24 protein-coding genes are annotated in these 24,641 nt (G+C 71.9%); 14 read left to right on the top strand and 10 right to left on the bottom strand.

Annotation, left to right across the window (positions count from 1 at the left end):
- Positions 1-120 precede the first annotated feature (120 nt).
- From AB0F61_RS07505 to ilvC, 3 genes are all read left to right on the top strand, one after another.
- On the top strand, positions 121-2,004 hold the full coding sequence (locus AB0F61_RS07505; protein WP_357804644.1) for an acetolactate synthase large subunit: 1,884 nt from the start codon (positions 121-123) through the stop codon (positions 2,002-2,004).
- On the top strand, positions 2,004-2,519 hold the full coding sequence (gene ilvN, locus AB0F61_RS07500) for an acetolactate synthase small subunit (RefSeq protein ID WP_088946549.1): 516 nt from the start codon (positions 2,004-2,006) through the stop codon (positions 2,517-2,519). Before AB0F61_RS07505 ends, ilvN begins: the two co-directional genes overlap by 1 nt.
- 92 nt (positions 2,520-2,611) lie before the next feature.
- Positions 2,612-3,625, top strand: a complete 1,014-nt coding sequence (gene ilvC, locus AB0F61_RS07495) for a ketol-acid reductoisomerase (RefSeq protein WP_357804626.1) — start codon at positions 2,612-2,614, stop codon at positions 3,623-3,625.
- Positions 3,626-3,713: 88 nt separating this feature from the next.
- Here ilvC and AB0F61_RS07490 read toward each other — a convergent pair whose 3' ends face one another.
- The gene (locus AB0F61_RS07490) at positions 3,714-4,703 is read right to left on the bottom strand and encodes a hypothetical protein (protein WP_357804620.1); all 990 of its coding nucleotides are present in this window, start codon (positions 4,701-4,703) and stop codon (positions 3,714-3,716) included.
- A 265-nt stretch (positions 4,704-4,968) separates the two neighbouring features.
- Between AB0F61_RS07490 and serA the strand changes: the two genes are divergently transcribed.
- Entirely contained in the window at positions 4,969-6,567 is a 1,599-nt protein-coding gene (serA, locus tag AB0F61_RS07485) for a phosphoglycerate dehydrogenase (protein WP_357804616.1), read from the top strand.
- Positions 6,568-6,642: 75 nt separating this feature from the next.
- Here the strand turns inward: serA and AB0F61_RS07480 are convergent, their stop codons facing one another.
- Both AB0F61_RS07480 and AB0F61_RS07475 read right to left on the bottom strand, forming a co-directional pair.
- Entirely contained in the window at positions 6,643-6,999 is a 357-nt protein-coding gene (locus AB0F61_RS07480) for a hypothetical protein (protein WP_357804610.1), read from the bottom strand.
- A 301-nt stretch (positions 7,000-7,300) separates the two neighbouring features.
- Positions 7,301-8,143: an FAD:protein FMN transferase gene (locus AB0F61_RS07475; protein WP_357804606.1), complete on the bottom strand. Its 843-nt coding sequence runs from the start codon at positions 8,141-8,143 to the stop codon at positions 7,301-7,303.
- 227 nt (positions 8,144-8,370) lie between these two features.
- Between AB0F61_RS07475 and AB0F61_RS07470 the strand changes: the two genes are divergently transcribed.
- Both AB0F61_RS07470 and AB0F61_RS07465 read left to right on the top strand, forming a co-directional pair.
- Positions 8,371-9,402, top strand: a complete 1,032-nt coding sequence (locus AB0F61_RS07470; protein WP_357804600.1) for a 3-isopropylmalate dehydrogenase — start codon at positions 8,371-8,373, stop codon at positions 9,400-9,402.
- A 160-nt stretch (positions 9,403-9,562) separates the two neighbouring features.
- Positions 9,563-10,660: a branched-chain amino acid aminotransferase gene (locus AB0F61_RS07465; protein ID WP_357804595.1), complete on the top strand. Its 1,098-nt coding sequence runs from the start codon at positions 9,563-9,565 to the stop codon at positions 10,658-10,660.
- Between the two features lie 76 nt (positions 10,661-10,736).
- Here the strand turns inward: AB0F61_RS07465 and AB0F61_RS07460 are convergent, their stop codons facing one another.
- The 4 genes from AB0F61_RS07460 to AB0F61_RS07445 all read right to left on the bottom strand — a co-directional run bounded on the left by AB0F61_RS07460 (position 10,737) and on the right by AB0F61_RS07445 (position 13,291).
- Positions 10,737-11,492, bottom strand: a complete 756-nt coding sequence (locus tag AB0F61_RS07460; RefSeq protein WP_357804591.1) for a tyrosine-protein phosphatase — start codon at positions 11,490-11,492, stop codon at positions 10,737-10,739.
- 55 nt (positions 11,493-11,547) lie between these two features.
- Positions 11,548-12,006, bottom strand: coding sequence for a PRC-barrel domain containing protein (locus AB0F61_RS07455; protein WP_357804586.1), 459 nt, complete (start codon positions 12,004-12,006; stop codon positions 11,548-11,550).
- 191 nt (positions 12,007-12,197) lie between these two features.
- The gene (locus AB0F61_RS07450) at positions 12,198-12,728 is read right to left on the bottom strand and encodes a carboxymuconolactone decarboxylase family protein (protein WP_357804582.1); all 531 of its coding nucleotides are present in this window, start codon (positions 12,726-12,728) and stop codon (positions 12,198-12,200) included.
- Positions 12,729-12,730: 2 nt separating this feature from the next.
- Positions 12,731-13,291 carry a peroxiredoxin gene (locus AB0F61_RS07445; protein WP_357804579.1) on the bottom strand — a complete coding sequence of 187 codons (561 nt, stop codon included), beginning with the start codon at positions 13,289-13,291 and terminating at the stop codon, positions 12,731-12,733.
- A gap of 336 nt (positions 13,292-13,627) precedes the next feature.
- Between AB0F61_RS07445 and cimA the strand changes: the two genes are divergently transcribed.
- The gene (gene cimA, locus AB0F61_RS07440; RefSeq protein WP_357804575.1) at positions 13,628-15,211 is read left to right on the top strand and encodes a citramalate synthase; all 1,584 of its coding nucleotides are present in this window, start codon (positions 13,628-13,630) and stop codon (positions 15,209-15,211) included.
- 81 nt (positions 15,212-15,292) lie between these two features.
- Here the strand turns inward: cimA and AB0F61_RS07435 are convergent, their stop codons facing one another.
- Positions 15,293-16,231 (bottom strand): endonuclease/exonuclease/phosphatase family protein, encoded by a 939-nt coding sequence (locus AB0F61_RS07435; RefSeq protein ID WP_357805042.1) that lies wholly within the window; start codon positions 16,229-16,231, stop codon positions 15,293-15,295.
- A 406-nt stretch (positions 16,232-16,637) separates the two neighbouring features.
- On the opposite strand from AB0F61_RS07435, the gene AB0F61_RS07430 reads away from it, so the two are divergent.
- The 7 genes from AB0F61_RS07430 (at position 16,638) to arfB (ending at position 22,247) form a co-directional block, all read left to right on the top strand.
- Positions 16,638-17,147, top strand: coding sequence for a hypothetical protein (locus tag AB0F61_RS07430; protein WP_357804573.1), 510 nt, complete (start codon positions 16,638-16,640; stop codon positions 17,145-17,147).
- Positions 17,148-17,488: 341 nt separating this feature from the next.
- Positions 17,489-18,538, top strand: a complete 1,050-nt coding sequence (locus AB0F61_RS07425; protein WP_357804570.1) for a MoxR family ATPase — start codon at positions 17,489-17,491, stop codon at positions 18,536-18,538.
- Positions 18,535-19,545, top strand: a complete 1,011-nt coding sequence (locus AB0F61_RS07420; RefSeq protein ID WP_357804565.1) for a DUF58 domain-containing protein — start codon at positions 18,535-18,537, stop codon at positions 19,543-19,545. The genes AB0F61_RS07425 and AB0F61_RS07420 overlap by 4 nt, the downstream gene beginning before the upstream one ends.
- Positions 19,542-20,501, top strand: coding sequence for a VWA domain-containing protein (locus tag AB0F61_RS07415; protein WP_357804560.1), 960 nt, complete (start codon positions 19,542-19,544; stop codon positions 20,499-20,501). The genes AB0F61_RS07420 and AB0F61_RS07415 overlap by 4 nt, the downstream gene beginning before the upstream one ends.
- A gap of 38 nt (positions 20,502-20,539) precedes the next feature.
- Positions 20,540-21,394 (top strand): trypsin-like peptidase domain-containing protein, encoded by an 855-nt coding sequence (locus tag AB0F61_RS07410; RefSeq protein ID WP_357804555.1) that lies wholly within the window; start codon positions 20,540-20,542, stop codon positions 21,392-21,394.
- A 96-nt stretch (positions 21,395-21,490) separates the two neighbouring features.
- Complete coding sequence (locus tag AB0F61_RS07405; RefSeq protein ID WP_357804550.1) at positions 21,491-21,787, top strand: hypothetical protein; 297 nt, start codon at positions 21,491-21,493, stop codon at positions 21,785-21,787.
- Positions 21,788-21,821: 34 nt separating this feature from the next.
- The gene (gene arfB, locus AB0F61_RS07400; protein ID WP_355029572.1) at positions 21,822-22,247 is read left to right on the top strand and encodes an alternative ribosome rescue aminoacyl-tRNA hydrolase ArfB; all 426 of its coding nucleotides are present in this window, start codon (positions 21,822-21,824) and stop codon (positions 22,245-22,247) included.
- 15 nt (positions 22,248-22,262) lie between these two features.
- Here the strand turns inward: arfB and AB0F61_RS07395 are convergent, their stop codons facing one another.
- Both AB0F61_RS07395 and AB0F61_RS07390 read right to left on the bottom strand, forming a co-directional pair.
- Positions 22,263-23,129, bottom strand: coding sequence for a 3-methyladenine DNA glycosylase (locus AB0F61_RS07395; RefSeq protein ID WP_357804543.1), 867 nt, complete (start codon positions 23,127-23,129; stop codon positions 22,263-22,265).
- Positions 23,130-23,164: 35 nt separating this feature from the next.
- A complete protein-coding gene (locus AB0F61_RS07390; RefSeq protein ID WP_357804539.1) occupies positions 23,165-24,625 on the bottom strand; it encodes a hypothetical protein in 1,461 nt (486 codons plus the stop codon).
- Positions 24,626-24,641 lie beyond the last annotated feature (16 nt).

Genomic DNA, 24,641 nt, shown 5'->3' with positions numbered 1-24,641 from the left:
GGCCCCGTGCATCTGCACGAGGGCCGTTTTTATTGCCATCGGAACCTGGCGAGGCGGGCCCCGCCCGTGTCGCAACGCTTGACTAGCCACCAGCCACTCCAGCCGAAGGCCAGAACCGTCATGACGAGACCCACGCCCGAGACCCTCGCCCACTCCGCCCGCCGGGCCCGCGCGGCCGCCGACCCGACAGTCGACGTCGACCCGGCCGTCGCCCGTCCCGCGGCCACCCCGGCCGTCCCGGCGGTACGGCCATCCGCACCGGACCAGGTCACCGGGGCCGGCTCGCTCGTGCGGTCGCTCGAGGCGCTCGACGTCGACGTCGTCTTCGGCATCCCGGGCGGCGCGATCCTGCCGGCGTACGACCCGCTCTACGACTCCACCGTCCGGCACATCCTGGTGCGCCACGAGCAGGGCGCGGGCCACGCGGCGACCGGGTACGCGCAGGCCACCGGCAAGGTCGGTGTGTGCATCGCCACCTCCGGCCCGGGTGCGACGAACCTGGTCACCCCGATCGCGGACGCGTACATGGATTCGGTGGCGATGGTGGCGATCACCGGGCAGGTGGCCAGCCCGTTGATCGGCACCGACGGCTTCCAGGAAGCGGACATCCAGGGCATCACCCTGCCGATCACCAAGCACAACTTCCTCGTGCAGAACGCCGAGGAGATCCCGCAGGTGCTGGCCGAGGCGTTCCACCTGGCCAGCAGCGGCCGGCCCGGCCCGGTGCTCGTCGACATCCCCAAGGACGTGCTCCAGGCGCAGACCACCTTCGCCTGGCCGCCCACGCTGGACCTGCCCGGCTACCGCCCGACCCTGCACCCGCACGGCAAGCAGATCAGGGAGGCGGCGCGGCTGATGGCCGCCGCCCGCCGGCCGGTGCTCTACGTCGGCGGCGGTGTGCTCAAGGCCGGTGCCACGGACGGGCTGCGCCGGCTGGCCGAGCTGACCGGCATTCCGGTCGTCACCACGCTGATGGCGCTCGGCGCGTTCCCCGACTCGCATCAGCAGCACCTGGGCATGCCCGGCATGCACGGCACCGTCGCCGCGGTCTACGGCCTGCAGAAGGCGGATCTGATCATCGCGCTCGGCGCGCGGTTCGACGACCGGGTCACCGGCAAGCTCGACTCGTTCGCCCCGGACGCGACGGTGGTGCACGCGGACATCGATCCCGCGGAGATCGGCAAGAACCGGCACGTGGACGTGCCGATCGTCGGGGACGCCAAGCACGTCATCGACGAGCTGATCGCCGCGGTGACCGTCGAGCGGTCGGCGGGGCGCAGCACCGATCTGGGCGACTGGTGGACTCAGCTCGACGACCTGCGCAACCGCTACCCGCTGGGCTACGACGAGCCGGCGGACGGCACGCTCTCCCCGCAGTACGTGATCAAGCGACTGGGCGAGATCGTCGGCCCGGACGCGATCTTCGTGGCCGGGGTGGGCCAGCACCAGATGTGGGCGTCCCAGTTCATCTCCTACGAGAAGCCGTACACCTGGTTGAATTCCGGCGGCCTCGGCACGATGGGTTACGCGGTGCCGGCGGCGATGGGCGCCAAGGTCGGCAAGCCGGACACGGTGGTCTGGGCGGTGGACGGTGACGGCTGCTTCCAGATGACCAACCAGGAGCTGGCCACCTGCGCGTTGGAGGGCATCCCGGTCAAGATCGCCGTGATCAACAACGGCAATCTCGGGATGGTCCGGCAGTGGCAGACACTGTTCTACAACGAGCGGTACTCCAACACCGACCTCGGCACCCACAAGCACCGCATCCCGGATTTCGTGAAGCTCGCCGAGGCGCTGGGCTGCATCGGGTTGCGCTGTGAGAACGCCGACGACGTGGACAAGACGATCGCCGCCGCCATGGAGATCAACGATGCTCCGGTCGTGATCGACTTCGTGGTCGGCAAGGACGCGATGGTCTGGCCGATGGTCGCCGCCGGCACCAGCAACGACGAGATCATGTTCGCCCGCGGCGTCCGCCCGGTCTTCGACGAGGATGACATTTAATGACGATGCACACTTTGTCCGTGCTGGTGGAAAACAAGCCCGGCGTGCTCGCCCGGGTCTCCGGGCTGTTCTCCCGGCGCGGGTTCAACATCGACAGTCTCGCCGTCGGGGAGACCGAGAACCCGGACGTCTCCCGGATCACCATCGTGGTCAACGCCGAGTCGTCTCCGTTGGAGCAGGTCACCAAGCAGCTCAACAAGCTGGTCAACGTGCTCAAGATCGTTGAGCTGGATCCGCAGGTCTCGGTCGCCCGGGAGCTGCTGCTGGTGAAGGTCCGCGCCGACCGGTCCGCCCGGTCCCAGGTGCTGGAGACCGTCAACCTGTTCCGGGCCCGGGTGGTCGACGTCGCACCGGACACGCTGACCATCGAGGCCACCGGCACCCCGGACAAACTCGACGCGCTGCTCCGCGATCTCGAAGCCTTCGGCATCAAGGAGATGGTGCAGTCCGGGCTGGTGGCGATCGGTCGCGGTTCGCGTTCGATCACCGCCGGGCCCGCGCTGCGGGCCGCCTGACCGCCACCGGTCGGCCCGGCCGGGCCGTACCCGAACCCATCCGCACAGACCACGACGGGCCGCCCCGGCCGTCGTACGAAAGGGAAGTTCTCATGAGCGTTGAGGTGTACTACGACGACGATGCCGACCTCGGCCTGATCCAGGCCAAGAAGGTCGCGGTCATCGGCTACGGCAGCCAGGGCCACGCCCACGCGCTGTCGCTTCGTGACTCCGGCGTCGACGTGGTGATCGGTCTGCCGGAGGGCTCGAAGAGCCGCCCCAAGGCCGAGGACCAGGGCCTCCGGGTGGTCACGCCCGCGCAGGCCGCCGCCGAGGCCGACGTGATCATGGTGCTCGCCCCGGACACCGCCCAGCGCTCCATCTACACCGAGTCGATCGCCCCGCACCTCACCCCGGGCAAGGCCATCTTCTTCGGCCACGGCTTCAACATCCGGTACGGCCTGATCAAGCCGCCGGCCGAGGTGGACGTGGCGATGGTCGCGCCGAAGGGCCCCGGCCACCTGGTCCGCCGCCAGTACGCCGACGGCAAGGGCGTGCCCTGTCTCGTCGCCGTCGAGCAGGACGCCAGCGGCACCGCTTTCGCCCTCGCCCTCGCGTACGCCAAGGGGATCGGCGGCACCCGCGCCGGTGCGATCAAGACCACCTTCACCGAGGAGACCGAGACCGACCTCTTCGGCGAGCAGGCGGTGCTCTGCGGCGGTGCCTCGGCGCTTGTGCAGACCGGTTTCGAGGTGCTCACCGAGGCGGGCTACGCCCCGGAGGTCGCCTACTTCGAGTGCCTGCACGAGCTGAAGCTGATCGTCGACCTCATGTACGAGGGCGGCATCGCGAAGATGCGCTACAGCATCTCCGACACCGCCGAGTACGGCGACCTCTCCCGTGGCTCGCGCATCATCGACTCCCGGGTCAAGGACGAGATGCGCAAGATCCTCGGCGAGATCCAGTCCGGCGAGTTCGCCCGCGAGTGGGTCGCCGAGGACGAGGCCGGTCGGCCCAACTTCACCAAGTGGCAGGCCGAGGGTGCGGCGCACCCGATCGAGGAGACCGGCAAGAAGCTGCGCGGCATGATGAGCTGGGTGGACCGCCCGATCACCGAGACCGCCTGACCGTCCCACCCGAAACGGTCCACCAGCGGCCGGTGACCCAGCGCTCTCCCCGGCGCGGGTCGCCGGCCGCTGGCCGTAGCGCCCCGCGTCAGCGGCTTTCCATCGCCTCGGCCTCAGCGGTGGCCCAGGCGGCTTTTTCGTACCGGCCGAGGCCCGTGAAGACGCTGGCCTGGCTGCGCAGCGCGACGACCAGCCGTGACTGATACCGAACGCGGTCGTGCTCGGCCAGCCAGCGGTAGTGCCCGACGGCCTCCTCGGCCGCCGCCACGGCCGCGTCCTGTTCGCGAAGCCCCAGGTGGCACCTGGCGATCACGAACAACAGGTTGCCGAGCGTCGGCCGGAACCGCAGCGGCTCCACACGGCTCATGAAGGTCAGGTCCTCGCGGGCGCCCGTGGCCAGCGTCAGCGCTTCGGCAAACCGACGATGGAAGGCGAGGGAGTCCGCCAGCCCGCTCATCGCTTCGAGTCGGGCGGGCATGTACTTCAGCCGTGTCCAGAAGGAAAGTCGCCGGAACAACTCGACCGCCTCCTCCCGGGCGGCAAGCGCCTCGGCCGGCTCGCCCAGCACCGCCCGGCAGTAGCCGAGCACGGTGAGGGCTCGGGCCAGCGCCGTCCGCTCACGGGCGTCGAGCGGCGCGCACCGAAGCCAGGTCTCCCGGGCCTGATCGGCCAGCGGCAGCGCGTCCTGGGGAGCGTCGGCCTGGAGCTGGCTGGCCATCATCAGCTGAGCCGTGGCCAGGACGACGAGGCCGTCCCGGTCGGTCGCGTCCTCGACGTACCCGATCGCCTCCCGGCCCTGCGCGAGCGCGGAGGTCACGGTGTGGTCGTCGGGGACCGAACCCTGCGCCACGAGCGCCCGCGCGAGCCCGACCTCGTGCCGGCCCGGCCGGTCCTGGACCAGCCGCCGGTAGAGCGCGACCGCCTCGTCCGCGGCGGCGGTGCGCCGGGCCACGAAGCTGCGCCGGATTTTCACCTGTTGGGACCGGGTGACCAACGCCTCGGCCAGCTTCGGACCGAACCGCGCGGGATCGACGCGGGTCAGCTGTCGCAGCAGCGTGCTGCGCACGGCGAGCAACAAATGCGGCTCCTCCCGGAGGGCTCTGCCTCCGGTTGTAGCGGACGAGAGCAACCGTGTCGGTGCGGTGAACGGCCGATGTCCGTCGCCCGACCGGGCGTGTGAGGGCCCTCACCCCGCAGACCGGAACACGCCGCCCAGCCAGGCCCCTACGATCGCGGGTAGGTGCAGCAGCCGGCACCTGACGGCCACGGCACGGATCAGCGCAGGGCGCAGTGCAGCGCCCGGCCGCCCGCGCCGATCGCAAACACGACCTCTACGAGGACCGATGAATCCTGTCGTACTGATCGCCGAAGAACTCGCCCCCGCCGCCATCGAGGTGCTCGCCCACGACTTCGACGTCCGGCACGTCGACGGCACCGACCGTCCGGCCCTGCTCTCGGCGCTCTCCGAGGCCGACGCCGTCATCGTGCGCAGCGCGACCCAGATCGACGCGGAGGCGGTCGCCGCCGCGCCGCGACTCAAGGTGGTCGCCCGGGCGGGCGTCGGGCTGGACAACGTCGAGGTGGCGGCCGCCACCGCGCGGGGCGTGATGGTCGTCAACGCGCCCACCTCCAACATCGTCTCCGCCGCCGAGCAGGCCGTCGCGCTGTTGCTCGCCGTCGCCCGGAACACCGCCAGCGCCAGTGCCGCGCTCAAGGCGGGGGAGTGGAAGCGGTCCAAGTACACAGGCGTCGAGGTGCAGGGCAAGACCGTCGGCGTGGTCGGGCTCGGTCGCATCGGGGTGCTCTTCGCGCAGCGCATCGCCGCGTTCGGCACCCGGCTGATCGCGTACGACCCGTACATCCAGCCGGCCCGTGCGGCGCAGCTCGGCGTCCGCCTGGTCGGTCTGGAGGAGCTGCTGCGGGAGAGCGACTTCATCTCCATCCACCTGCCGAAGACGCCGGAGACGGTGGGCCTGATCGGTGAGAAGGAGCTGGCGATCGTCAAGCCCGGCGTTCGCATCGTCAACGCCGCCCGTGGTGGCCTCGTCGACGAGCAGGCGTTGGCGAACGCCATCGCCGAGGGCCGGGTCGCCGGCGCCGGTGTCGACGTGTACAGCAAGGAGCCGTGCACCTCCTCGCCGCTGTTCGCCTTCGACAACGTGGTGGCCACCCCGCACCTGGGCGCCTCCACCAACGAGGCGCAGGACAAGGCCGGTCTCGCCGTGGCGAAGAGCGTGAAGCTCGCGTTGCAGGGCGAGTTCGTGCCGGACGCGGTGAACGTGCAGGCCGGCGGCGTGGTCGCCGAGGACGTTCGGCCGCTGCTGCCGCTGGCCGAGAAGCTCGGCCGGGCGTTCACCGCGGTCGCCGGCGGCGTCGCCGCGAGCGTCACCGTCGAGGTTCGCGGCGAGATCGTCGCGCACGACGTGTCGGTGCTCAAGCTCGCCGCGACGAAGGGTCTGTTCAGCTCGGTTGTCGAGGAGCAGGTCACCTACGTCAACGCGCCGCACCTGGCGGCGGAGCGGGGCGTCGAGGTCACCCTGGCGACCCTCGCCGAGACGGCCGAGCAGCCCACCCTGGTCACCGTACGCGGCGCGCTGCCGGACGGCCGGACGGTCAGTGTGTCCGGCACTGTCACCCACTCGGGTGCTCGCGACGTGCTCAAGCTGACCGAGGTGGACGGCTTCGACGTGGAGATCGGCGCGGAGGGCATCCTGCTCTTCCTGCGCTACGTCGACCGGCCCGGTGTCGTCGGCACTGTCGGCACCCTGCTCGGTGAGTCGGGCATCAACATCGCCGCCATGCAGGTGGCGCGGCGGGAGGCGGGCGGCGAGACGCTCATGACGCTCACCGTCGACCAGGCGCTCGGCGCCGACCTGCTCACCTCGGCCGCCGAGTCGATCGGTGCCACCGCGGCCAGCGCCGCGGACCTGCGCGACGAGTAGCAGCCGACAAGCACCGTGGGGGGCCTGGCGATTCGCCGGGCCCCTCGTCATGTTCCGTCCGTGCGGCCGGCCGGGTCAGCCGGGTAGTCGCGCCGGGGGCGGGTAGACCGAGCCGTCCTGCGGGTCGAAGAGCATCAGCCCGTGCTCGCCGGCCAGCCGCTCGATGTCCAGCAGCACCTGGTCCGAGCAGGTCGGGTGCAGGTTCAGCTCGACATGGTCGTGGGCGGCGTGCAGTGGCGCGACCGCCCACGGGCTGTTCGCGCCGGGGTGACGGTCCGGATAGGAGGCGGTGATCGCCCGGTAGAAGCCGACCACCCGCGGGTCCGGGTAACGGTCCACATGGCGCCCCTGCCGGCAACCGTCGACCGCTGTCCGCACGTCCTCGGGCGTCGCCCCGTCCTCCAGGGCCCACACGCTCAGATCGAAACTCACGGCGGATAGCGTGCCATCCGCCGTTCACCATGTCGAAACGGCCTCGCCGCCGGTCAACCACTGGACCCCGCAGTCTCCCGTCACGACGGTCCGGTGTAGAGACTCTTGCGTCGAGTTGCGTCGATTCGCTAGCGTACGTACTGCGGTCACTGGCCGAGTTCGAGGCGCCGGCCCGTCTTCGGGTGGCGCGGTCGGCATCCGGCGCGACCGGTCCGCACCCCTCGATTGTGCGAGCCACGCGCACTCGTCGCTGATCGGCCCCCACGGTCGTTGCCGAGAGCGTGGGGGCCGATCGCAAAAATCAGCGCCGGTGGGCGAAGAGCGCCCGATAGTTGGAGTTGCCCCGGAACCAGGCCAGGCCGGTGGGGCCGGCGGCGTAGAGCGCGGTGGCGTAGGCGTCGGCGATCGTCAGGTCGGGGCCCACGACGGTGGCGGCGACGAGCTGGTTGGCCGGCTCGCCGGTGTGCGGGTCCACCACGTGCCCCTGCCGCCCGGTCACCCCAGAGGTGCCGACCGCGCCGGCCGTCATCTCCAGCACCAGTGGTGCGCGCTCGGGTGCGGTGGGGTGGTGCACCGCGACCCGCCAGGGCCCACCGTGCGGCGCGTGGCCGCGGACGACGAGGTCGGCTCCGGCGAGTACGGCGTAGTCGTGGATGCCTGCGGCACGAAGCCGCTCGGCGGCCCGCTCCACCGCCCAACCACCGAGCAGGCCGCCCGGGTCGAAGCCGCCGGGCACCGCCCAGGCGTCGAACCACCCGTCGGTGGCCGCGCGCATGGCCGCGCAGCGGTCCACCAGGTCGGCGAGCGGGGCGTACGAGTCGGGGCTGATCTCTCCCCGACGCAGCCGGGAGACCAGGCTCTCCGGCCGGTTGGGGCCGTAGGTGAGGTCGATGGCGCGCAGCTCCGCGACGCTGTCCCGCAGAGCCTCGCCCACGCCCCGGCGGCCGAGCCACTCGGGGGCGTTGAGGAGGAGTGTGTATTCGGCGGTCGCGGTGCGTACGGTGTGCTGCACCGCGATCCGGCCCTCGGTGGCGCCGTTGCTGTCGATCCGGTGCCGGCGGCTGCCGAGTCGAAGGTCCGGCCGACGGTTGCGGAACGCCGACGGATCCGGCCAGCGGGTCCGCGGCTGCTCGTCGATGCGCATCGCATCTGCCCTCTCGCACTCGGTGCCGCGTCGTCGCGACCCAGCGGTCAGCAGGCCCCCGTGACCCGCTGACCACCACCGTAGGCAGCGGACATGACCGCCTCATGAGTGCCGGCTGAGAGGCTGCTGTGCATTGCCATATCCCACATGTCGGACACCGCGTACCGGGAGGCGGGACAGCGACGTACCGTTGCCCGGACGGAACCGTTGAGCAGAGGAGTGCGGTCGTGGCGCGGATCGCGGTGGTGGCCGGAGACGGCATCGGGCCCGAGGTGGTCGCGCAGGCCCGCAAGGTCCTCGACGCGGTGCTGCCCGGCGTGCAGGCCACCGAGTACGACCTCGGCGCGGCCCGCTGGCACCGTACCGGAGAGGTGCTGCCCGAGTCGGTGCTGACCGAGTTGGCCGGGCACGACGCGATCCTGCTCGGCGCGGTCGGTGACCCGACGGTTCCGCCGGGCGTGCTGGAGCGGGGGCTGCTGCTCAAGCTCCGGTTCGCGTTCGACCAGTACGTCAACCTGCGCCCGTCCCGGCTCTGGCCCGGGGTCGCCGGCCCGCTGGGCAGTGTGAAGCCGGGTGAGGTCGACCTCGTGGTCGTCCGCGAGGGCACCGAGGGTCTCTACGCCGGGGCCGGTGGCTCGCTGCACCGGGACACCCCCGCCGAGGTCGCCACGGAGGAGAGCCTCAACACCCGGCACGGTGTGGAGCGGGTGATCCGCGACGCGTTCGCCCGCGCCGCCCGCCGCGAACGGCGCAAGGTCACCCTGGTGCACAAGACCAACGTGCTCACCCACGCCGGGTCGCTCTGGTCGCGCACCTTCGACGTGGTCGCCGCCGAGCACCCGGACATCGCCACCGAATACCAGCACGTCGACGCGGCGGCCATGTTCCTGGTCACCCAGCCGCAGCGCTACGACGTGGTGGTCACCGACAACCTTTTCGGCGACATCCTCACCGACATCGCCGCCGCCGTGACCGGTGGGATCGGCCTGGCCGCCAGTGGCTGCATCAACCCCGAGGGGGCGTACCCCTCGATGTTCGAGCCGGTACACGGCTCGGCGCCGGACATCGCCGGGCAGGGAATCGCCGACCCGGTCGCCGCGGTGCTCTCCGCCGCGCTGCTGCTGGAGCAGTTGGGGCACGCCGAGGCCGCGGCCCGGGTCAACGCGTCGGTAGCCGTCGAGCTGGCCGGCCGCACTCCGGGTGTGACGCTGCGTACCGAAGAGGTAGGCGACCGGCTCGCCGCCCACGCCGTAGCCTGACTGCCCGACCCGTCAGCGCCCGGCCCGGCCTCGGCCCGGCCGGGCAGACTGTCTCGCCCGAGCGGCGCTACCCGCTGAACGACCGTTCGGGGTAAGTTTCTGGCACAGCCAAGTCGGTGTGCGATCCCGCATGCCGTTGTCCCGCAGGGAGGTCAGCGCGATGAGCGGTGGTGACATGCTCGACTTCGAGATCCGTCCGAATCCCTCGCCGGTATCCGCCGCCGACCGGGCCGCCCTGCTGGCCAACCCCGGGTTCGGCCGCGTCTTCACCGACCACATGGTCACCGTCCGTTACGCCGAGGGCAAGGGTTGGTACGACGCCCGGGTCGAGGCGCGCGCCCCGATCCCGATGGACCCGGCCAGCGCGGTGCTGCACTACGCGCAGGAGATCTTCGAGGGGCTGAAGGCGTACCGGACGGCCGACGGTGGCGTGACGATGTTCCGGCCGGACGCCAACGCCGCCCGCTTCGTCACCTCGGCACAGCGGATGGCGATGCCGGAGTTGCCCCCCGAGGTGTTCGTCGACTCGCTGCACAAGCTCATCGAGATCGACCGGGAGTGGATCCCCACCGACGAGCACGGCAGCCTCTACCTGCGGCCGTTCATGTTCGCCAGCGAGGTGTTCCTCGGCGTCCGCCCGGCAAACGAATACCTCTACACGGTGATCGCCTCACCGGTCGGCGCGTACTTCACCGGTGGGGTCAAGCCGGTCACCGTCTGGGTCTCGCCTGACTACACCCGGGCCGCTCCCGGTGGCACCGGCGCGGCCAAGTGTGGCGGCAACTACGCCGCCTCGCTGGCGGCCCAGGCCGAGGCCATCGAGGCCGGCTGCGACCAGGTCGTCTTCCTGGACGCGGTGGAGCGCCGGTTCGTCGACGAACTGGGCGGCATGAACGTCTTCTTCGTCTACGAGGACGGCACGGTGGTCACCCCACCGTTGACCGGCACGATCCTGCCGGGCATCACCCGCGACGCCGTCCTCACGCTGGCCGGAGCCGCCGGTCACCAGGTCGAGGAGCGACCGGTCAGCTTCGCCGACTGGCAGGCCGACGCGGCAAGCGGTCGACTCCGGGAGGTGTTCGCCTGTGGCACCGCCGCTGTGGTCACCCCGATCGGTGGGGTCCGCTTCCCCGACGGCGAGTTCCTGATCGGTGGCGGCGAACCCGGCCCGGTCACCATGGCCCTGCGTCAGCAGTTGGTCGACATCCAGCGTGGCAAGGCGGCCGACCCGCACGGCTGGGTGCAGCGGGTCTTCTGACCTCCGTCGCGCGCCGGCCCGTCCACCCGGACGGGCCGGCGCTGTCGGCAGTCGTGGTCGGCCCCGACTCGGCGGGCTACGCCTCGGCGGGCTCGTCGAGCAGGTGGTCGCGGAGGGCATCGAGCTGCTCGTCGGTCACCCCGGCGTGCCGCAGGTACGCCTCGATCGAGCCGTGCCCCGCGCGCAGCTCGTCCAGGAAGAGCTGCATCGCCTCGGCGGGTGAGGCCAGGAACGGCGCCGGCACGTCCACGCCCTCCGGGTTGACGGAGGCCAGCCAGGCACTGTACCGGGCCGACGCCTCGGAGCTGAGCGCGTAGTCAGCAGTGATGTCCGCGTCGTCGACGCCGAGCACGGCGAGGGTGAGCGCGCAGACGATGCCGGTGCGGTCCTTGCCGGCGACGCAGTGCACCACCACCGGCGCATTGGCGGAGTCGGCGATCAGCCCGACCGCCTCGGCCAGCCCGGCGGTGCCGGTCTGGGCCAGGTCGGCGTACCGGTCCGCGAGGTAACGGGCCAGGTCGGCACCCTCCTCGTGCGGCACGCTCGCCCAGTCCTCGTGCTCCGGGTGGATGTTGCGGTAGGTCAACCCCTGGTATTCCGGCACCCGCCCGTCCCGCCGCACCTCGGTGGGACGGCGCAGGTCGATCACGGTGCGGACCCCGATCGCGGCGAACGCGTCCCGGTCCTGCTCGGTGAGGCGGTGCAGCGAGTCGGAACGGAAGAGCCGGCCCCGGCGTACGGGTCGGTCGCCGTGGCCGAGGTAGCCACCGACGTCGCGGAAGTTGAAGGTGGCGGGGAGCGAGATCTGGGGATTGTCGTCGATGGCGTCCACGTTCACACGGTAACGGCCGGTGGGGCCACACCCCACCGGCCGTCGGGTGGAACAGTCACCGGGCCGTGCCCGGCGGGAGGGCGCCGTAGGTCTCGTCGTAGTAGCCGCCGAGCTGATTCCGGTAGCTCGGGTCGCTGTGGCTGTTCTCGTCGTACTCCGGGGCGGCCTTGATCTGGTCCCGGGTGCGGTCGACGGAGACGGTGCGCTGGTCGTGGTCTACCTGGTTGACGGTGCCGGCCGGCAGCATCACCTTCTTGCCGAAGATCCAGGGGCCGGTGTCCACCACCAGGTAGCTGCCGTCCACCTCGTGGCTGGCACTGTCGATCTTGCCGATTCCGCCGTCGGTGGCCTCGACCTTGTAGCCGACCAGGTCGGCGTCGGCCACCCCGGCCTGGTCCCGGTACCGCCACGGGTCGAACGTGCCGGCTGGCGCGCCCCCGGGCACGACGCCCTGGTCACCGCCGCGCAGCGGGTCCGGCCCGGCGTGCGTGGCGTGCGGATCGATCCTGTCCATGCCGTTCACTCCTGACTGTCGCCGATCGTCTCGGCGTAGGCGGGTTCGTCGTCCCCGCAGGAGCTACCCGGCGGTCGGGTGCCGGAAACGGCGAGCGCCGAGGCCGCCGGTGCGGCGAGCGGCCGGGGGCCGCGGGTACGGCGACGGGCCGACGCCGCGAGGTGCGGTGTCGGCCCGTCGGGCGTACCCGCTCAGGCCAGCGCGGCCTCGGCGTCGAGGGTGACCGCGGCGGCGTGCACCACGGCGGAGATCCGTAGGGCCTCGTGCACCTGCTCACGGGTGAAGCCGCTGCCCCGCAGCGCCTTCTCGTGCGACTCCAGGCACACGCCACAGCCGGTGATGGCCGACACGGCGAGGCACCAGAGTTCGAAGTCACCCTTGTCCACACCGGGACGCGCGATGATCTGCATCCGCAGGCGGGCCGGCATCGAGGCATACTGCTCGTCGCCGATGAGGTGCTTGGCCCGGTAGTAGATGTTGTTCATCGCCATGATCGCGGCGGCGCCCTTGGCCGCCTCGACACCCTCCGCACCGAGGTGCCCGAGCGCCTCGGCCGCGATCTCCCGCAGCACCACCGGGTTGCGGGCGGCGACCGCGCAGGCCAGCGCGGTGCCCCAGGTCTGCACCGGGGTCAGCGTCGAGGTGCCGACCGTGGAGCCCAGGTTGAGCTTGATGTCCTTGGCGTAATCGGGCAGGGCCGCCTTGACCGCGTCCAGACCCATGCTCAGACCCCGGCCGCGGCGAGGAGCGCGTTGGCGTCGAGGGTGTCGCCGCCCTTGTTCCAGTTGCACGGGCACAGCTCGTCGGTCTGCAGCGCGTCGAGCACGCGCAGCACCTCGGAGACGTTGCGGCCGACCGAGCCGGCGGTGACCATGGCGAACTGGATCTCGTTGTTGGGGTCGACGATGAAGGTGGCCCGCTGGGCCACGCCGTCCTCGCCGAGCACGCCGCAGGCGGCGGACAGTTCGCGCTTGATGTCGCTGAGCATCGGGAACGGCAGCTCCCGGAGGTCCGGGTGGTCCTTGCGCCACGCGTAGTGGACGAACTCGTTGTCCACGGACGCCCCGAGGACCTGTGCGTCCCGGTCGGCGAACTCGCCGTTGAGTCGACCGAACTCCGCGATCTCCGTCGGGCAGATGAAGGTGAAGTCCTTCGGCCAAAAGAAGACCACCCGCCACTTGCCCTCGTGGGACTTGTGGTTGATCGTCTCGAACGCCTTGTTGGCGTCCAGAGACACGCAGGCGGTGAGTTCGTACTCAGGGAAGCGGTCACCGACAGTGAGCACAGGTCCTCCTTCTAGGCGGCACGGTGGCCGTAACTGGATCCGTTCCAGATGCTTCCGCATCGTCGTTGTAGCCGGTGGGCGGCCTGGGAGCGTGTGAAGCCGATCACCGGCGACGGGTCTGGACCGAGCGCGCGGCGGGCCGGCTCGGAACACCCTCCGTAGTTGTCCCGATATGTGGATTGTTCTTCCCACATTTGGGAGAGGGTGGCAGAGTGGCGATCGTGACCAGCACCGTCCTGATTATTGCGACCTAGCGCGCCGGCTCTCCCCTCCGCCGAGCGCGCAGACCTCCCGCACCCGCGGGAGGTCTTTTTGTTGCTCCGAGAAAGGATCCTGATGACGTTCCAGGTCTTCGACACGACCTTGCGCGACGGCGCCCAGCGCGAGGGGCTCACCTACTCGGTGATCGACAAGCTGGCGGTGGCGCGACTGCTCGACGAGTTCGGCGTCGGCTTCATCGAGGGCGGCTGGCCGGGCGCGGTGCCCAAGGACACCGAGTTCTTCCGCCGGGCGCGTACCGAGTTGGACCTGCGGCACGCCGTGCTCGTGGCGTTCGGCTCCACCCGCAAGGCCGGTGTCGCAGTCGCCGACGATCCCCAGGTGCGCGCCCTGCTGGACGCGCAGACCCCGGCGGTGGCGCTTGTCGCCAAGGCCGACACCCGGCACGTCGAGCGGGCGCTGCGCACCACCGGCGCGGAAAACCTGGCGATGATCCACGACACCGTCAGCCACCTCGTCCGAGAGGGCCGACGAGTCTTCGTCGACGGCGAGCACTTCTTCGACGGCTACCGGCACGACCCCGCGTACGGCGCGGCGGTGGTGCAGACCGCATTGGCCGCCGGCGCCGAGCGGATGGTCCTCTGCGACACCAACGGCGGCATGCTGCCGTCCCAGGTGACCGCCGTGATCCGCGATCTGACCGACCGGCTGGGGATCGACGCCGGGCTGCTCGGCATGCACGCACAGAACGACACCTCCTGCGCGGTGGCCAACACGATCGCCGCCGTGGAGGCGGGCGTCCGCCACGTCCAGGGCACCGCCAACGGGTACGGCGAACGCCCCGGCAACGCCGACATCTTCGCGGTCGTCGCCAACCTCCAACTCAAGCTGGGCATGCCGGTCCTACCGGAGGGCTGCCTGGCGCAGATGGTGCGGGTCTCGCACGCCATCGCCGAGATCGCCAACATCGCCCCCGACACCCACCAGGCGTACGCCGGGGCCGCCGCCTTCGCCCACAAGGCGGGGCTGCACGCGAGCGCGATCAAGGTCGACCCGTTGCTCTACAACCACGTGGACCCGTCGGTGGTGGGCAACGACATGCGGATCCTGGTGACCGAGATGGCCGGCCGGGCCAGCGTCGAGCTGAAGAGTCGGGAGCTCGGTCTGGACCTGGCCGGCAGTCCGGAGGCGTTGACCCGGGTCACCAAGCGGGTCAAGGAGTTGGAGGCCGGCGGCTGGTCCTTCGAGGCCGCGGACGCCTCCTTCGAGCTGCTGGTCCGCTCCGAGTTGCCGGAGGGCGGCCCGGCCCGACCGTTCACGCTCGAGTCGTACCGGGTTCTGGTCGAACACCGCGAGGACGGTTCGGTGGTGTCCGAGGCGACCGTCAAGATCCGGGTACGCGGGGAGCGGGTGATCGCCACCGCCGAGGGCAACGGCCCGGTCAACGCGCTCGACGAGGCGCTGCGGGTGGGGCTGGCCCAGCACTACCCGCAACTGCGCGGCTTCGAGCTGGCCGACTACAAGGTGCGCATCCTGGAGGGCAGCCACGGCACCGGCGCGGTGACCCGGGTGCTGCTGGAGACCTCCGACGGCACCGGCCGCGACTGGACGACGGTCGGCGTCCACCCCAACGTGGTCGAGGCCAGCTGGCACGCCCTGATCGACGCCCTCACCTACGGCCTGGCCCCCGCCCCGGTCTGACCCTGCCCCGGCCTGGCGATCTTGCGCTTCGGGTCGGCGGTGTGCGGCTCCGGCAGGCACCGGTCGGCGGGCGCGAGATCGTCAGGGGGTGGGGAGGGTCAGCGTGGCCAGGACGGGGCGGTGGTCGCTGCCGGGTAGGGCGAGCACCCGCACCGACTGGACCGCGATGCGCCGGTCGACAAGCACGTGGTCGATGGTGACCGGTGGGATGAGGTCACCGTCGTACGGGCCCCAGGTGCCGGTCAGGCCCTCGCCGGTGGCGTCGGCGGCGTCGACGTAACCGGTGTGCAGCAGGGCACGCAGCGGGCTGTGGTCGAGGGTGGCGTTGAAGTCCCCGGCAAGGATCTGCAGGCCACCGTCCGGAGTGGCCGGAGGTTGGGCGGTCAGGTCGGCACGCCAGAAGCCGACCTGGTCCAGCGCGTACGGGGCCGAGGGGTGGGCCGACTCGACCCGTACCGGGGGTGCGCCGGGGATGGACACCGTCCCGTACGCCTGGGTGAAGCCCCAGCCGTCGAGGTTGCGCCGGAGGCCGACGTCGGTGAGCGGCCACCGCGAGTAGAGCCCGGAGCCGGGCGTGCCGATCTCCGGGTTGAGCTGTCGGTGCGGCAGCAGCCGGTCGAGGCCGGCCTGGTCCAGGGCGGCCTGCGCCTCCGGCGTGAACTCCTGCACGGTGAGCACGTCCACCTCGTGCCGCCGGACCAGCTCGACAAGCGTCCGCGCGTCGCCGGAGCCGGCGAGCAGGTTGGCGGTGAGCAGCCGCACGGTCGGCCCGGCCGCTGCGGGCTGCGGGGCGGCCAGCGCCCGAGGTGCGACGACGCCGAGCAACGCCACCGCTGTCAGGGCCGCGACCGCCGCCGGCCACCAGCGCCGCAGGGCGAGTGCGAGGGCCAGGGGCAGCACGCTGAAGCCCGCGACGTACGGCGTGAAGGCGAGCGCCTGCACCAGCGGACCCCGGTCCAGGCCGACAAGCCGGACGGCGGCCCAGAGGGCGGTCGGTGCGACCGCCAGCCAGCAGAGCACCGTGCCGAGCCGAGCGCCGCGGTACCACCGCGCTGCGGGTGCGGTCGTGGGCGGCGCGTCGGCGATCATGACGGTGATCCTAGTGGGTGAACCGAAGCTGTTTCGTGAATGGTGACGCGTTCACCTTTCACAATTATCTGACGGCTGATTTACAACTCGATAATGCGAGATCAACTATTGACGTCCGGCTTTTTCCGATGCTAAGTTCCATCTGGCTCAAACGACGCAACTCTGAGTAGTAATCCCAGCTCAGAGGGGATGTAGATCGTTCAGAAATCAACCTCACCGGTTGTCAGTGGGTTAGGTTTCCCGCACCCCCGTGTCGTCGTCCGCCTATTTATGGGCAGTCATCCGTCCCGCCCCGCGGGTCGGCCGAATTCGCACGGTTACACAAGGGGGACCTGTCATGAAAACATCCTTCCGACCCAAGGCGGCAGCTGTCACGTTCGCTGTCCTGGCGCTCACTCTGGCTGGCGGGGGGATCGCCATCGCCCAGCCCTCGGCGAAGGCGCCGCAGGCGGCCGTCAAGCCGGCGGCCCGTGGCACGAACAGCCAACCGCCGGTCACCGCCGAGTCCGCACGCTCGGCGAAGGCCGCCCTGAAGGCGGGCGGGGTCACCACGATGGCCGCCGCAAGCTGGTTCACCGTCGTCAACGCCAACGGCACCAAGCAGCGCGGCACCGGCACCGTGATCAAGTACGGCCCCGGCCAGTACGAGGTGCAGTTCGGCTACAACGTCTCGAACGGCGCCTACCTGGCCACCATCTCCCGGCACGACTCCTGCTGCATCCCGCCGGGTGGGGAGGCCGCGGTCGCCCCGCGGTTGGGCACGCCAAACGGTGTCTTCATCCAGACCCGCAACTCCGCGGGAGTGCCCACCGACCTGGGCTTCACCCTGCACACCCACACACCCTGACCCAATGGACGCCCGGCCCCCGCGCCTCGTGCGCGGGGGCCGCGTGCTGGTCACCCGCGTACCGCCCGGCCGCAGTGGGCGGCCTTGCCGCCGTCCGGCCCGACCCGCAGGACGCCGCTCGCCGCCTGCTCGGGCCTGATCGACTCGACTTTCCGGAAGTCGGGGTGTCCTGGGCAGGTGGATAACCCCGTTCTCGGAAAACCGAGCGGATCAGGCGTTCTTGCGGTGGCTCGCGCCGATCGTCACGCTTGCGTGCGACTCATCCCCGTTCGGGCCCCTCCGGGCCGGTCCGGGCCGCACAATCCGACGTTTGCCGAGCCCCCGCCCGGGAAGCAAGCACCGTGACGGACATCTCGGACACCCTGGCCAGCATGCCCAGCTCGGTCGATCCAGAGCCGACAGGCGTCGAGCTGGAACAGACCCTCTTCGAGGTCAAACGCGTGATCGTCGGGCAGGATCGGCTCGTCCAACGCCTGCTCACCGCACTGATCGCCAACGGGCACTGCCTCCTGGAGGGCGTACCCGGGGTGGCCAAGACCCTGGCCGCGCAGACCCTCGCCACCGTCGTCGGCGGCACCTTCTCCCGGATCCAGTTCACCCCGGACCTGGTCCCCTCCGACATCGTCGGCACCCGGATCTACCGGGCCTCCAAGGAGACCTTCGACATCGAACTGGGCCCGATCATGGCCAACCTGGTGCTTGCCGACGAAATCAACCGCGCCCCGGCGAAGGTGCAGTCGGCGCTGCTGGAGGCGATGGCCGAACGGCAGGTCTCCATCGGCGGGCGAAGCTGGCCGGTCCCCGCACCGTTCCTGGTGCTCGCCACCCAGAACCCGATCGAGTCCGAGGGGGTCTACCAGCTCCCGGAGGCGCAGCGCGACCGGTTCCTGATGAAGGTGGTGGTCGACTACCCCAGCGACGCCGACGAACTGGCCATCCTCTACCGGATGAGCACCGACCGGCCGAGCCCGCGCCCGGTGCTCGACGCGCAACGACTGCTCGACCTCCAGGCCCACGCCGAGAAGGTCTTCGTCCACCACGCGCTTGCCGAGTACGTGGTGCGCCTGATCCTCGCCACCCGTGACCCGGGCCGCTTCGGGCTGCCGGAGATCGCCCCGCTGTTGGCGTACGGCGCCAGCCCCCGGGCCACCCTGGGCCTGGTCGCCGCCGCGCGGGCCCAGGCCCTGCTGCGGGGGCGCGAGTACGTGCTGCCCGAGGACGTCCGTGACCTGGCCGTCGACGTCCTCGCCCACCGGCTGGTGCTCTCCTTCGACGCGGTGGCCGACGGGGTGTCGGCCGAGAGCCTGGTGCGGCGGCTGGTCGAGGCGGTGCCACCGCCCCGACTGGCCACCGGTCACCCACAGCAGACGCCGGATCTGGCGGCGGCATGAGACGAGCGAACGTCGCGCCGGCCGACCCGGGCCTGGCCGAGCTGGCCCCGGACCAGCGGGTACGTCGCCTGGAGCTGACCGTCACGCGTCGGCTCAACGGACTGCTGCACGGCCAGTACCGCGGTCTGCTGCCCGGACCCGGCAGCGAGCCCGCCGGCAGCCGCGAGTACCGGCCGGGCGAGGACGAGGTCCGCCGGATGGACTGGGCCGTGACGGCCCGCACCGCCGTGCCGCACGTCCGCCAGGTCGACGCCGACCGCGAACTGACCACCTGGCTGCTCGTCGACGGCAGCGCCAGCATGGAGTTCGGCACCGCCGAGCTGGACAAGCGGGAGCTGGCGGTGGCCGCCGTCGCGGCGGTCGGCTTCCTGACCGCAGGCGTCGGCAACCGCCTCGGCGCCCAGGTGCTGCGTGCCGACGGGGTACGCCGCTTCCCGGCCCGCAGCGGACGTACCCATCTGCTCACCCTGCTCCGCGCGCTGCTCGCCGCCCCGCGCCCCACCCCGCCCGGCGACCGACCGGGGTGGGGGCCGGAGGGGCCGCCGGATCTGGCCGACGGGCTCGACGCGCTGCACCGGATCGCCAACCGACGTGGTCTGGTCGTGGTGGTCTCCGACTTCCTCGACGACCTGCCCGACGACCCGGCCCAGCCAGCGCCCTGGGAACGCGCAGTGCGCCGGCTGGCCGCCCGGCACCAGGTGCTGGCGATCGAGATCACCGACCCGCGTGAGCTGGAGCTACCGGACGTCGGGCTGATCACACTCGTCGACCCGGAGACCGGCCGCCGCCGCGAGGTGTGCACATCGGACCGTCGGCTGCGTGAACGCTACGCCGAGGCCGCCGCCGCCCAGCGCGATCAGATCCACAATTCGTTGCGCCGCAGCGGAGCCACCCACCTGCCCCTGCGCACCGACGGGGACTGGAGCGCGGACATCGTCCGGCACGTGCACGCCCAGCGTCGACTGGCCGCCGCGCCGGTCGGCCCGGCGCGGGGAGGTGTCGCGTGACCTGGCAGTCGCCGCTGCGACTCTGGTTGCTGCTCGGCGTACTCGCCCTCGTCGGCGCGTACCTGCTGATGCAGCGCGGGCGCAGCCGGTACGCGGTCCGCTTCACCAATCTGCGGCTGCTGGACCGGGTGGCGCCGGAGCGGCCCGCCTGGCGTCGGCACGTACCGGCCGGGCTGTTCCTGGCCATGCTGGCCCTGCTGGTCGTCGGGTTCGCCCGCCCCAGCGCCGAGGTGCGGGTGCCCCGGGAGCGGGCCACGGTGATGGTGGCGGTGGACGTGTCCACGTCGATGCTCGCCACCGACGTGGAGCCGGACCGGTTGGCCGCGGCGAAACAGGCGGCCCGACGGTTCGTCGAGGGCCTGCCCGACGAGTTCAACGTGGGTCTCGTCGCGTTCGCCGGCAGCGCGGCGGTGCTGGTGCCGCCGGGAACCGACCGGGACGCCCTCGACGAGGGGATCGGCCGGCTCGCCGAGGGCATCACCGGCGTGCAGGGCACGGCGATCGGCGAGGCCATCAACACGTCCCTCGGCGCGGTCAAGAGCCTCGACAGCGCGGCCGCGAAGGAGACGCCACCGGCCCGGATCATCCTGCTCTCCGACGGTGCCAACACCTCCGGAATGGACCCGATGGAAGCGGCGGCGGAGGCGGTCACGGCAGAGGTGCCGGTGCACGCCATCTCCTTCGGGACACCGTCCGGGTTCGTCGACCGTGGCGGACGGCCCATCCAGGTGCCGGTCGACGGGCAGACCCTCAGGGAGGTCGCCGAGGAGACCGGCGGGATGTTCCACGAGGCCAGCACCACCGACGAACTGCGGGCCGTCTACGACGACATCGGCAGCTCGGTCGGTTACCGCACGGAGCGGCAGGACGTCTCGGCTCGGTTCATCGGCCTCGGACTGGTGTTCGCGATGGGCGCCGCCGCCGGCTCGCTGCGCTGGTTCTCCCGCCTGCCCTGACCGCCGCGCACCACAGCCGTCGACCGTGAGGAGTACGCATGGCAGTACAGACCGGACTGGGCGAACCGCGCGGTCCCTGGTTCATCTCACCGAACCTCGACCCGGACGGGCGCGGGTGGTGGGAGACGCCCGAGCGCGACCCGGGCGGGCGCAGGCCTCGACGGCTGCTCGCCGCGCTGGCCGTGGTGGCGCTCTCCGCCGTCTCGGGCGCCGTCGCCGGTGGCGTGGTGGCCGCCCGGGACGGGGCTCCCGGCCCGCCTGCGGCCTCGGCCGCCCCGGTGCCGGCCGAACTGGTCACCGCGGCCGAGCGGACCGTGCCCGGGGTGGTGTCGGTGCTGGCCGGCGGCACGTCGGCCGGGTCCGCGACCGGTTCGGGCTTCGCCGTGGACGACCAGCAGCACCTGATCACCAACGACCACATCCTGGCCAAGGGTGGTGGCGGGCCGGTGACCGTCGAGTTGCCCGACGGCCGCCGGTTCGCCGCCGACGTGGTGGGTCGGGAGCCCCGCAGCGACCTGGCGGTGCTGAAGGTGCCGGCAGCGGCCGGTCTCACCCCGTTGCCCCTGTCCAAGCCCGGTGCGACCCGGGTCGGTGAGCCGGTGCTCGCGGTGGGTTCGCCACTCGGGCTGGCCGGAACGGTCACCGCCGGCATCGTCAGCGCGTTGGACCGCGAGGTGCGGCTGGGCGACAACCGGCACCGCGCGGTGCAGACCGACGCGTCGATCAACCCCGGCAACTCGGGTGGGCCACTCGTCAACGCCCGGGGCGAGGTGGTCGGCGTGAACACCGCCATCGCCACCATCGACGGGAACGGATCGATCGGCATCGGTTTCGCCATCCCCATCGACCAGGTGCAGCAGACCGCCGACACGATCATCGGCAAGGGTGGCTGACCTGCGCCGACACCCGACGGCGCGGCCAGTGTCAGATATCCGGCCGGACGGCATCGCACCATGGAAATACCGCTGTCGGTATGGATACTGGCGGAGGTGGAGCGTCCTCTTCTCGCGGTCCTCCTGCTGGTGGGCCTGGTCATCGGATGTGCAGTGGGGTCGGCGTACGCCCGAGCACGGCGCGGGTGGAACGACTACCAGACGGTCCGGAAGTCGGTGCCGGGCGCCCGTCGGGGCGCCTGGTCACTGATCCGTGGGGTCGCCGTGAAGGCCGGGGTGATCGCGCTGCTGCTCTTCGGCGCGGTGGCGTACGCGGCGGTCGGCTCCGACGAGGAAACCGCCGGGCCGGCGCCCAGCCAGTCCCCGACGCAGAGCAAGACCCCGCACCGATGACCCCCGGAGGGTCGTCGCGGGTTAGCCTCGGGGCGTGGACGACGGACTGCGGGTGACCGATCGGTGGATCGTTCCCGCCGGGGAGCTGCGGGAGCGCTTCTCCCGCTCGTCGGGGCCGGGTGGGCAGGGGGTGAACACCGCTGACTCCCGGGTCGAGCTGAGCTACGACCTGGCCAACTCGCCGGCCGTGCCCGAGTGGCTGCGGTCGCGGGCCCTGGCCCGGCTGGCCAACCGCCTGGTCGACGGGGTGCTGACGATCGCCGCGAGCGAGCACCGGGCCCAGCTCGCCAATCGGGAGGCGGCCCGCGAACGCATGACCGCGCTGCTGCGGGAGGCCGCCGCACCCCCACCGCCGCCCCGCCGGGCGACCCGCCCGTCCCGTGGGGCCAAGGAGCGCAGGCTGGCCGAGAAGAAGCGCCAGTCCCAGCGCAAACGGGACCGCCGCGCCGACGGCGAGTAGGTCCCCGCGGTCGACTCAGGCCGGGACGGCGGCGAGCAGCCGGTCGCGCAGCACGGCGGCCCGGTCGGCGAACGCGCGCTGCGCTGCCGCGTACTCCGCCCGACCCTCCGGGGTCTCCACCCGCACCGGCGGGCAGCCCAGTGCCGCCAGGTCGTACGGGCTGGCCCGCATGTCCAGCGTGCGGATCTCCCTGGCCAGCTCGAACGTGTCGGCCACCAGCTCCGATCCGACAAGCGGGGACAACTTGTAGGCCCACTTGTACAGATCCATGTTGGCGTGCAGGCAGCCCGGCTGCTCGTGCGCGTGCTGCGTCTCCCGGGTCGGGGTGAGCAGGTTCAACGGCCGGGCCGGCGGTGTGAAGAACCGGAACGCGTCGAAGTGGCTGCACCGCACGCCCCGCTCCTCGACGACGGCGGCGGTCCGCTCCGGGCTCAGCCGCAGCGGCCAGGCGTTGTGCCGCACCTCCTCCCGGGTCTGCCGGTAGACCATCGCCCACTCGTGCATCCCGAAGCAGCCGAGGTGCGGTGCCCGCCCGGCGGTGGCGGCCAGCAGCGAGCGGATCCAGGCGATCGACTCGCCGCGCCGCGCGCGTACCGCATCGGTGTCGAGGGTGACCCCGGCGGTGGTGGCGCGGTAGTCCCGCCCGAACTCGGCCGGATCGGCGTCACGCAGCTCGACCCCGGCGCCCGGGTGCCAACGGCGGAGCTGGGCCGGGCGGTGCGAGTAGTAGGTGAACAGGAAGTCGGCCACCGGGTGCCGCTCGCCGCGCCGCCGGCGGGCCAGGTGCGGCGTCAACCAGACGTCCACCCGCTCCTCGTGGGCGCGCCGGCGGGCCTGCCACTGCGCCACGTCGAGCACGGCGGGGGCGAGGGCGGCGGTCACGCCCCCCAGGGTACGACCGCCGCCCGCGCATCCGGTCAGGGCATGTGCACCCGCACGCCGGCGGAGAACACCCCGCTGCGCAGCTCGAGCTGCTGCGGCGGGTCCCGCCCGTCGACGGTGAAGACAAGGGGCAGCACCATCCGACTGCCCGCGGCCATCGGGTCGGCGAAGATGTCCCGGCCCAGGTTGGCGGCCCGGGTGGCGGGCTCGTCGGTGCTCACCCAGCGCCCGCCGGGCAGGTAGGCCCGTTGCAGTTGGCCGTGCCAGGGTTGGTGGTCGCCGGTGACGTTGCGCACACCGACGGTGGCCTGACAGCGTCGGCCGTTGGCCGGCGCGGCACCTCCGCCATCGGCCTTCCCGGCGGTTCCGGGCGCTCCGCAGGACATCCGGTACACGGTGAACTCGAACGCCGACTCGCGAAGTGGCACGCCCACCGGCCCGGTGACCCCGGTGCCCATCCACGCGCCGCTTGTTGGCTGTTTCTGTGTGTCGATCGCCGATACCTGCCGGGTCGCCGTCCAGCCCGCAGTGCCGACGATGCCGGCGAGCACCGCCACTGCCGCACCCACCAACAGCCAGACCGGCGGGGTACGCCGACGGCGCGTGGCACTCGGTGCTGCCGGGCGCGGATAGATCGTTCCGCGACCACCGTCGGGTCCGCCCCGGCGGGACAGTGCGGCAGCCGTGACCCGGCCCGCGCGCCGACGTCGCCACACCCACACCAGGGCGGCGCTGATCAGCAGCAGGACCGCCAGTCCGGCGAGTAGCACCGGGTACCGGCGCCAGGGTGGTGCCTCGGTGACCTCGGCCGCCGGTGCCGCCGCCGCCTTCCAGGTGGCCGTGGCGCAGTCGTACGGCCGGGTGCCGTCACTGGTGAACGCGCAGGCGGGCGCGGTCAGCGGCTGGCCGGGCGGGGTCGCGGCGAGCGCGGTGCCAAGCGTGGTGCTGCTGTGTGCCGGCAGTCTCAACCGCCAGGTCACCTCGGTGGTGGACCCGCCGGCCCGGGTGGACCGGCCACCGGCGCTGATCGCGGTCGGCGACGACCCGGGCGGCAGCTCCTGCCGCACGGTGGTGTCCACCGGGGCGTTGCCCACGTTGCGCACCTGGATCCGGTACCTCGGTGCGGGGCTGCTCTCCGGCGCGACCGCCACCGTGACCTGCTGCGGGGGCGCCGACGCCGGTGCCCGGGACGGAGGCGCCACCGCCGGTGGCGCCGACGGCGGGGTGGGTTCGGCGGACATCCGCGCGACCACCGCGACCGGCGGGTGCGTGGGCTCCGCCGGAGCGGCCGTCGGCACCCCGGTCGGCACGGCGCTCGGTCGGGTTACGCCGCCCGGTGGTGGTGTGGCGTCCGGCGGTCGGGCCGTCGCGGCCGGTGGTCTCGGCGCGGCCGACGCCTCCGGGGCCGCCGTCGGCAGGGCCGGCACGGCGGCGAGGATGCCGAGGCAGTGTACGAACACTGCGAGGGCTCTGTGGTGTCGTGTCGATGCAGGCATACGAACGAACCTCCGG

Source organism: Micromonospora sp. NPDC023888 (assembly GCF_040639415.1).
Taxonomy (GTDB): domain Bacteria; phylum Actinomycetota; class Actinomycetes; order Mycobacteriales; family Micromonosporaceae; genus Micromonospora.
The sequence above is the reverse complement of the archived record's forward strand: the minus strand, read 5'-3'. Positions and strand labels throughout refer to the sequence as shown.

Bases quoted from the DNA above. Each gene is read 5' to 3' on its own strand.
- AB0F61_RS07465 (WP_357804595.1), top strand. From the start codon at position 9,563: ATGAGCGGTGGTGACATGCTCGACTTCGAGATCCGTCCGAATCCCTCG.
- AB0F61_RS07505 (WP_357804644.1), top strand. From the start codon at position 121: ATGACGAGACCCACGCCCGAGACCCTCGCCCACTCCGCCCGCCGGGCC.
- AB0F61_RS07450 (WP_357804582.1), bottom strand. From the start codon at position 12,728: ATGGGTCTGGACGCGGTCAAGGCGGCCCTGCCCGATTACGCCAAGGAC.
- AB0F61_RS07475 (WP_357804606.1), bottom strand. From the start codon at position 8,143: ATGCGCATCGACGAGCAGCCGCGGACCCGCTGGCCGGATCCGTCGGCG.
- AB0F61_RS07390 (WP_357804539.1), bottom strand. From the start codon at position 24,625: ATGCCTGCATCGACACGACACCACAGAGCCCTCGCAGTGTTCGTACAC.
- AB0F61_RS07410 (WP_357804555.1), top strand. From the start codon at position 20,540: ATGGCAGTACAGACCGGACTGGGCGAACCGCGCGGTCCCTGGTTCATC.
- cimA (WP_357804575.1), top strand. From the start codon at position 13,628: ATGACGTTCCAGGTCTTCGACACGACCTTGCGCGACGGCGCCCAGCGC.
- ilvN (WP_088946549.1), top strand. From the start codon at position 2,004: ATGACGATGCACACTTTGTCCGTGCTGGTGGAAAACAAGCCCGGCGTG.
- AB0F61_RS07420 (WP_357804565.1), top strand. From the start codon at position 18,535: ATGAGACGAGCGAACGTCGCGCCGGCCGACCCGGGCCTGGCCGAGCTG.
- AB0F61_RS07455 (WP_357804586.1), bottom strand. From the start codon at position 12,006: ATGGACAGGATCGATCCGCACGCCACGCACGCCGGGCCGGACCCGCTG.
- ilvC (WP_357804626.1), top strand. From the start codon at position 2,612: ATGAGCGTTGAGGTGTACTACGACGACGATGCCGACCTCGGCCTGATC.
- serA (WP_357804616.1), top strand. From the start codon at position 4,969: ATGAATCCTGTCGTACTGATCGCCGAAGAACTCGCCCCCGCCGCCATC.
- AB0F61_RS07430 (WP_357804573.1), top strand. From the start codon at position 16,638: ATGAAAACATCCTTCCGACCCAAGGCGGCAGCTGTCACGTTCGCTGTC.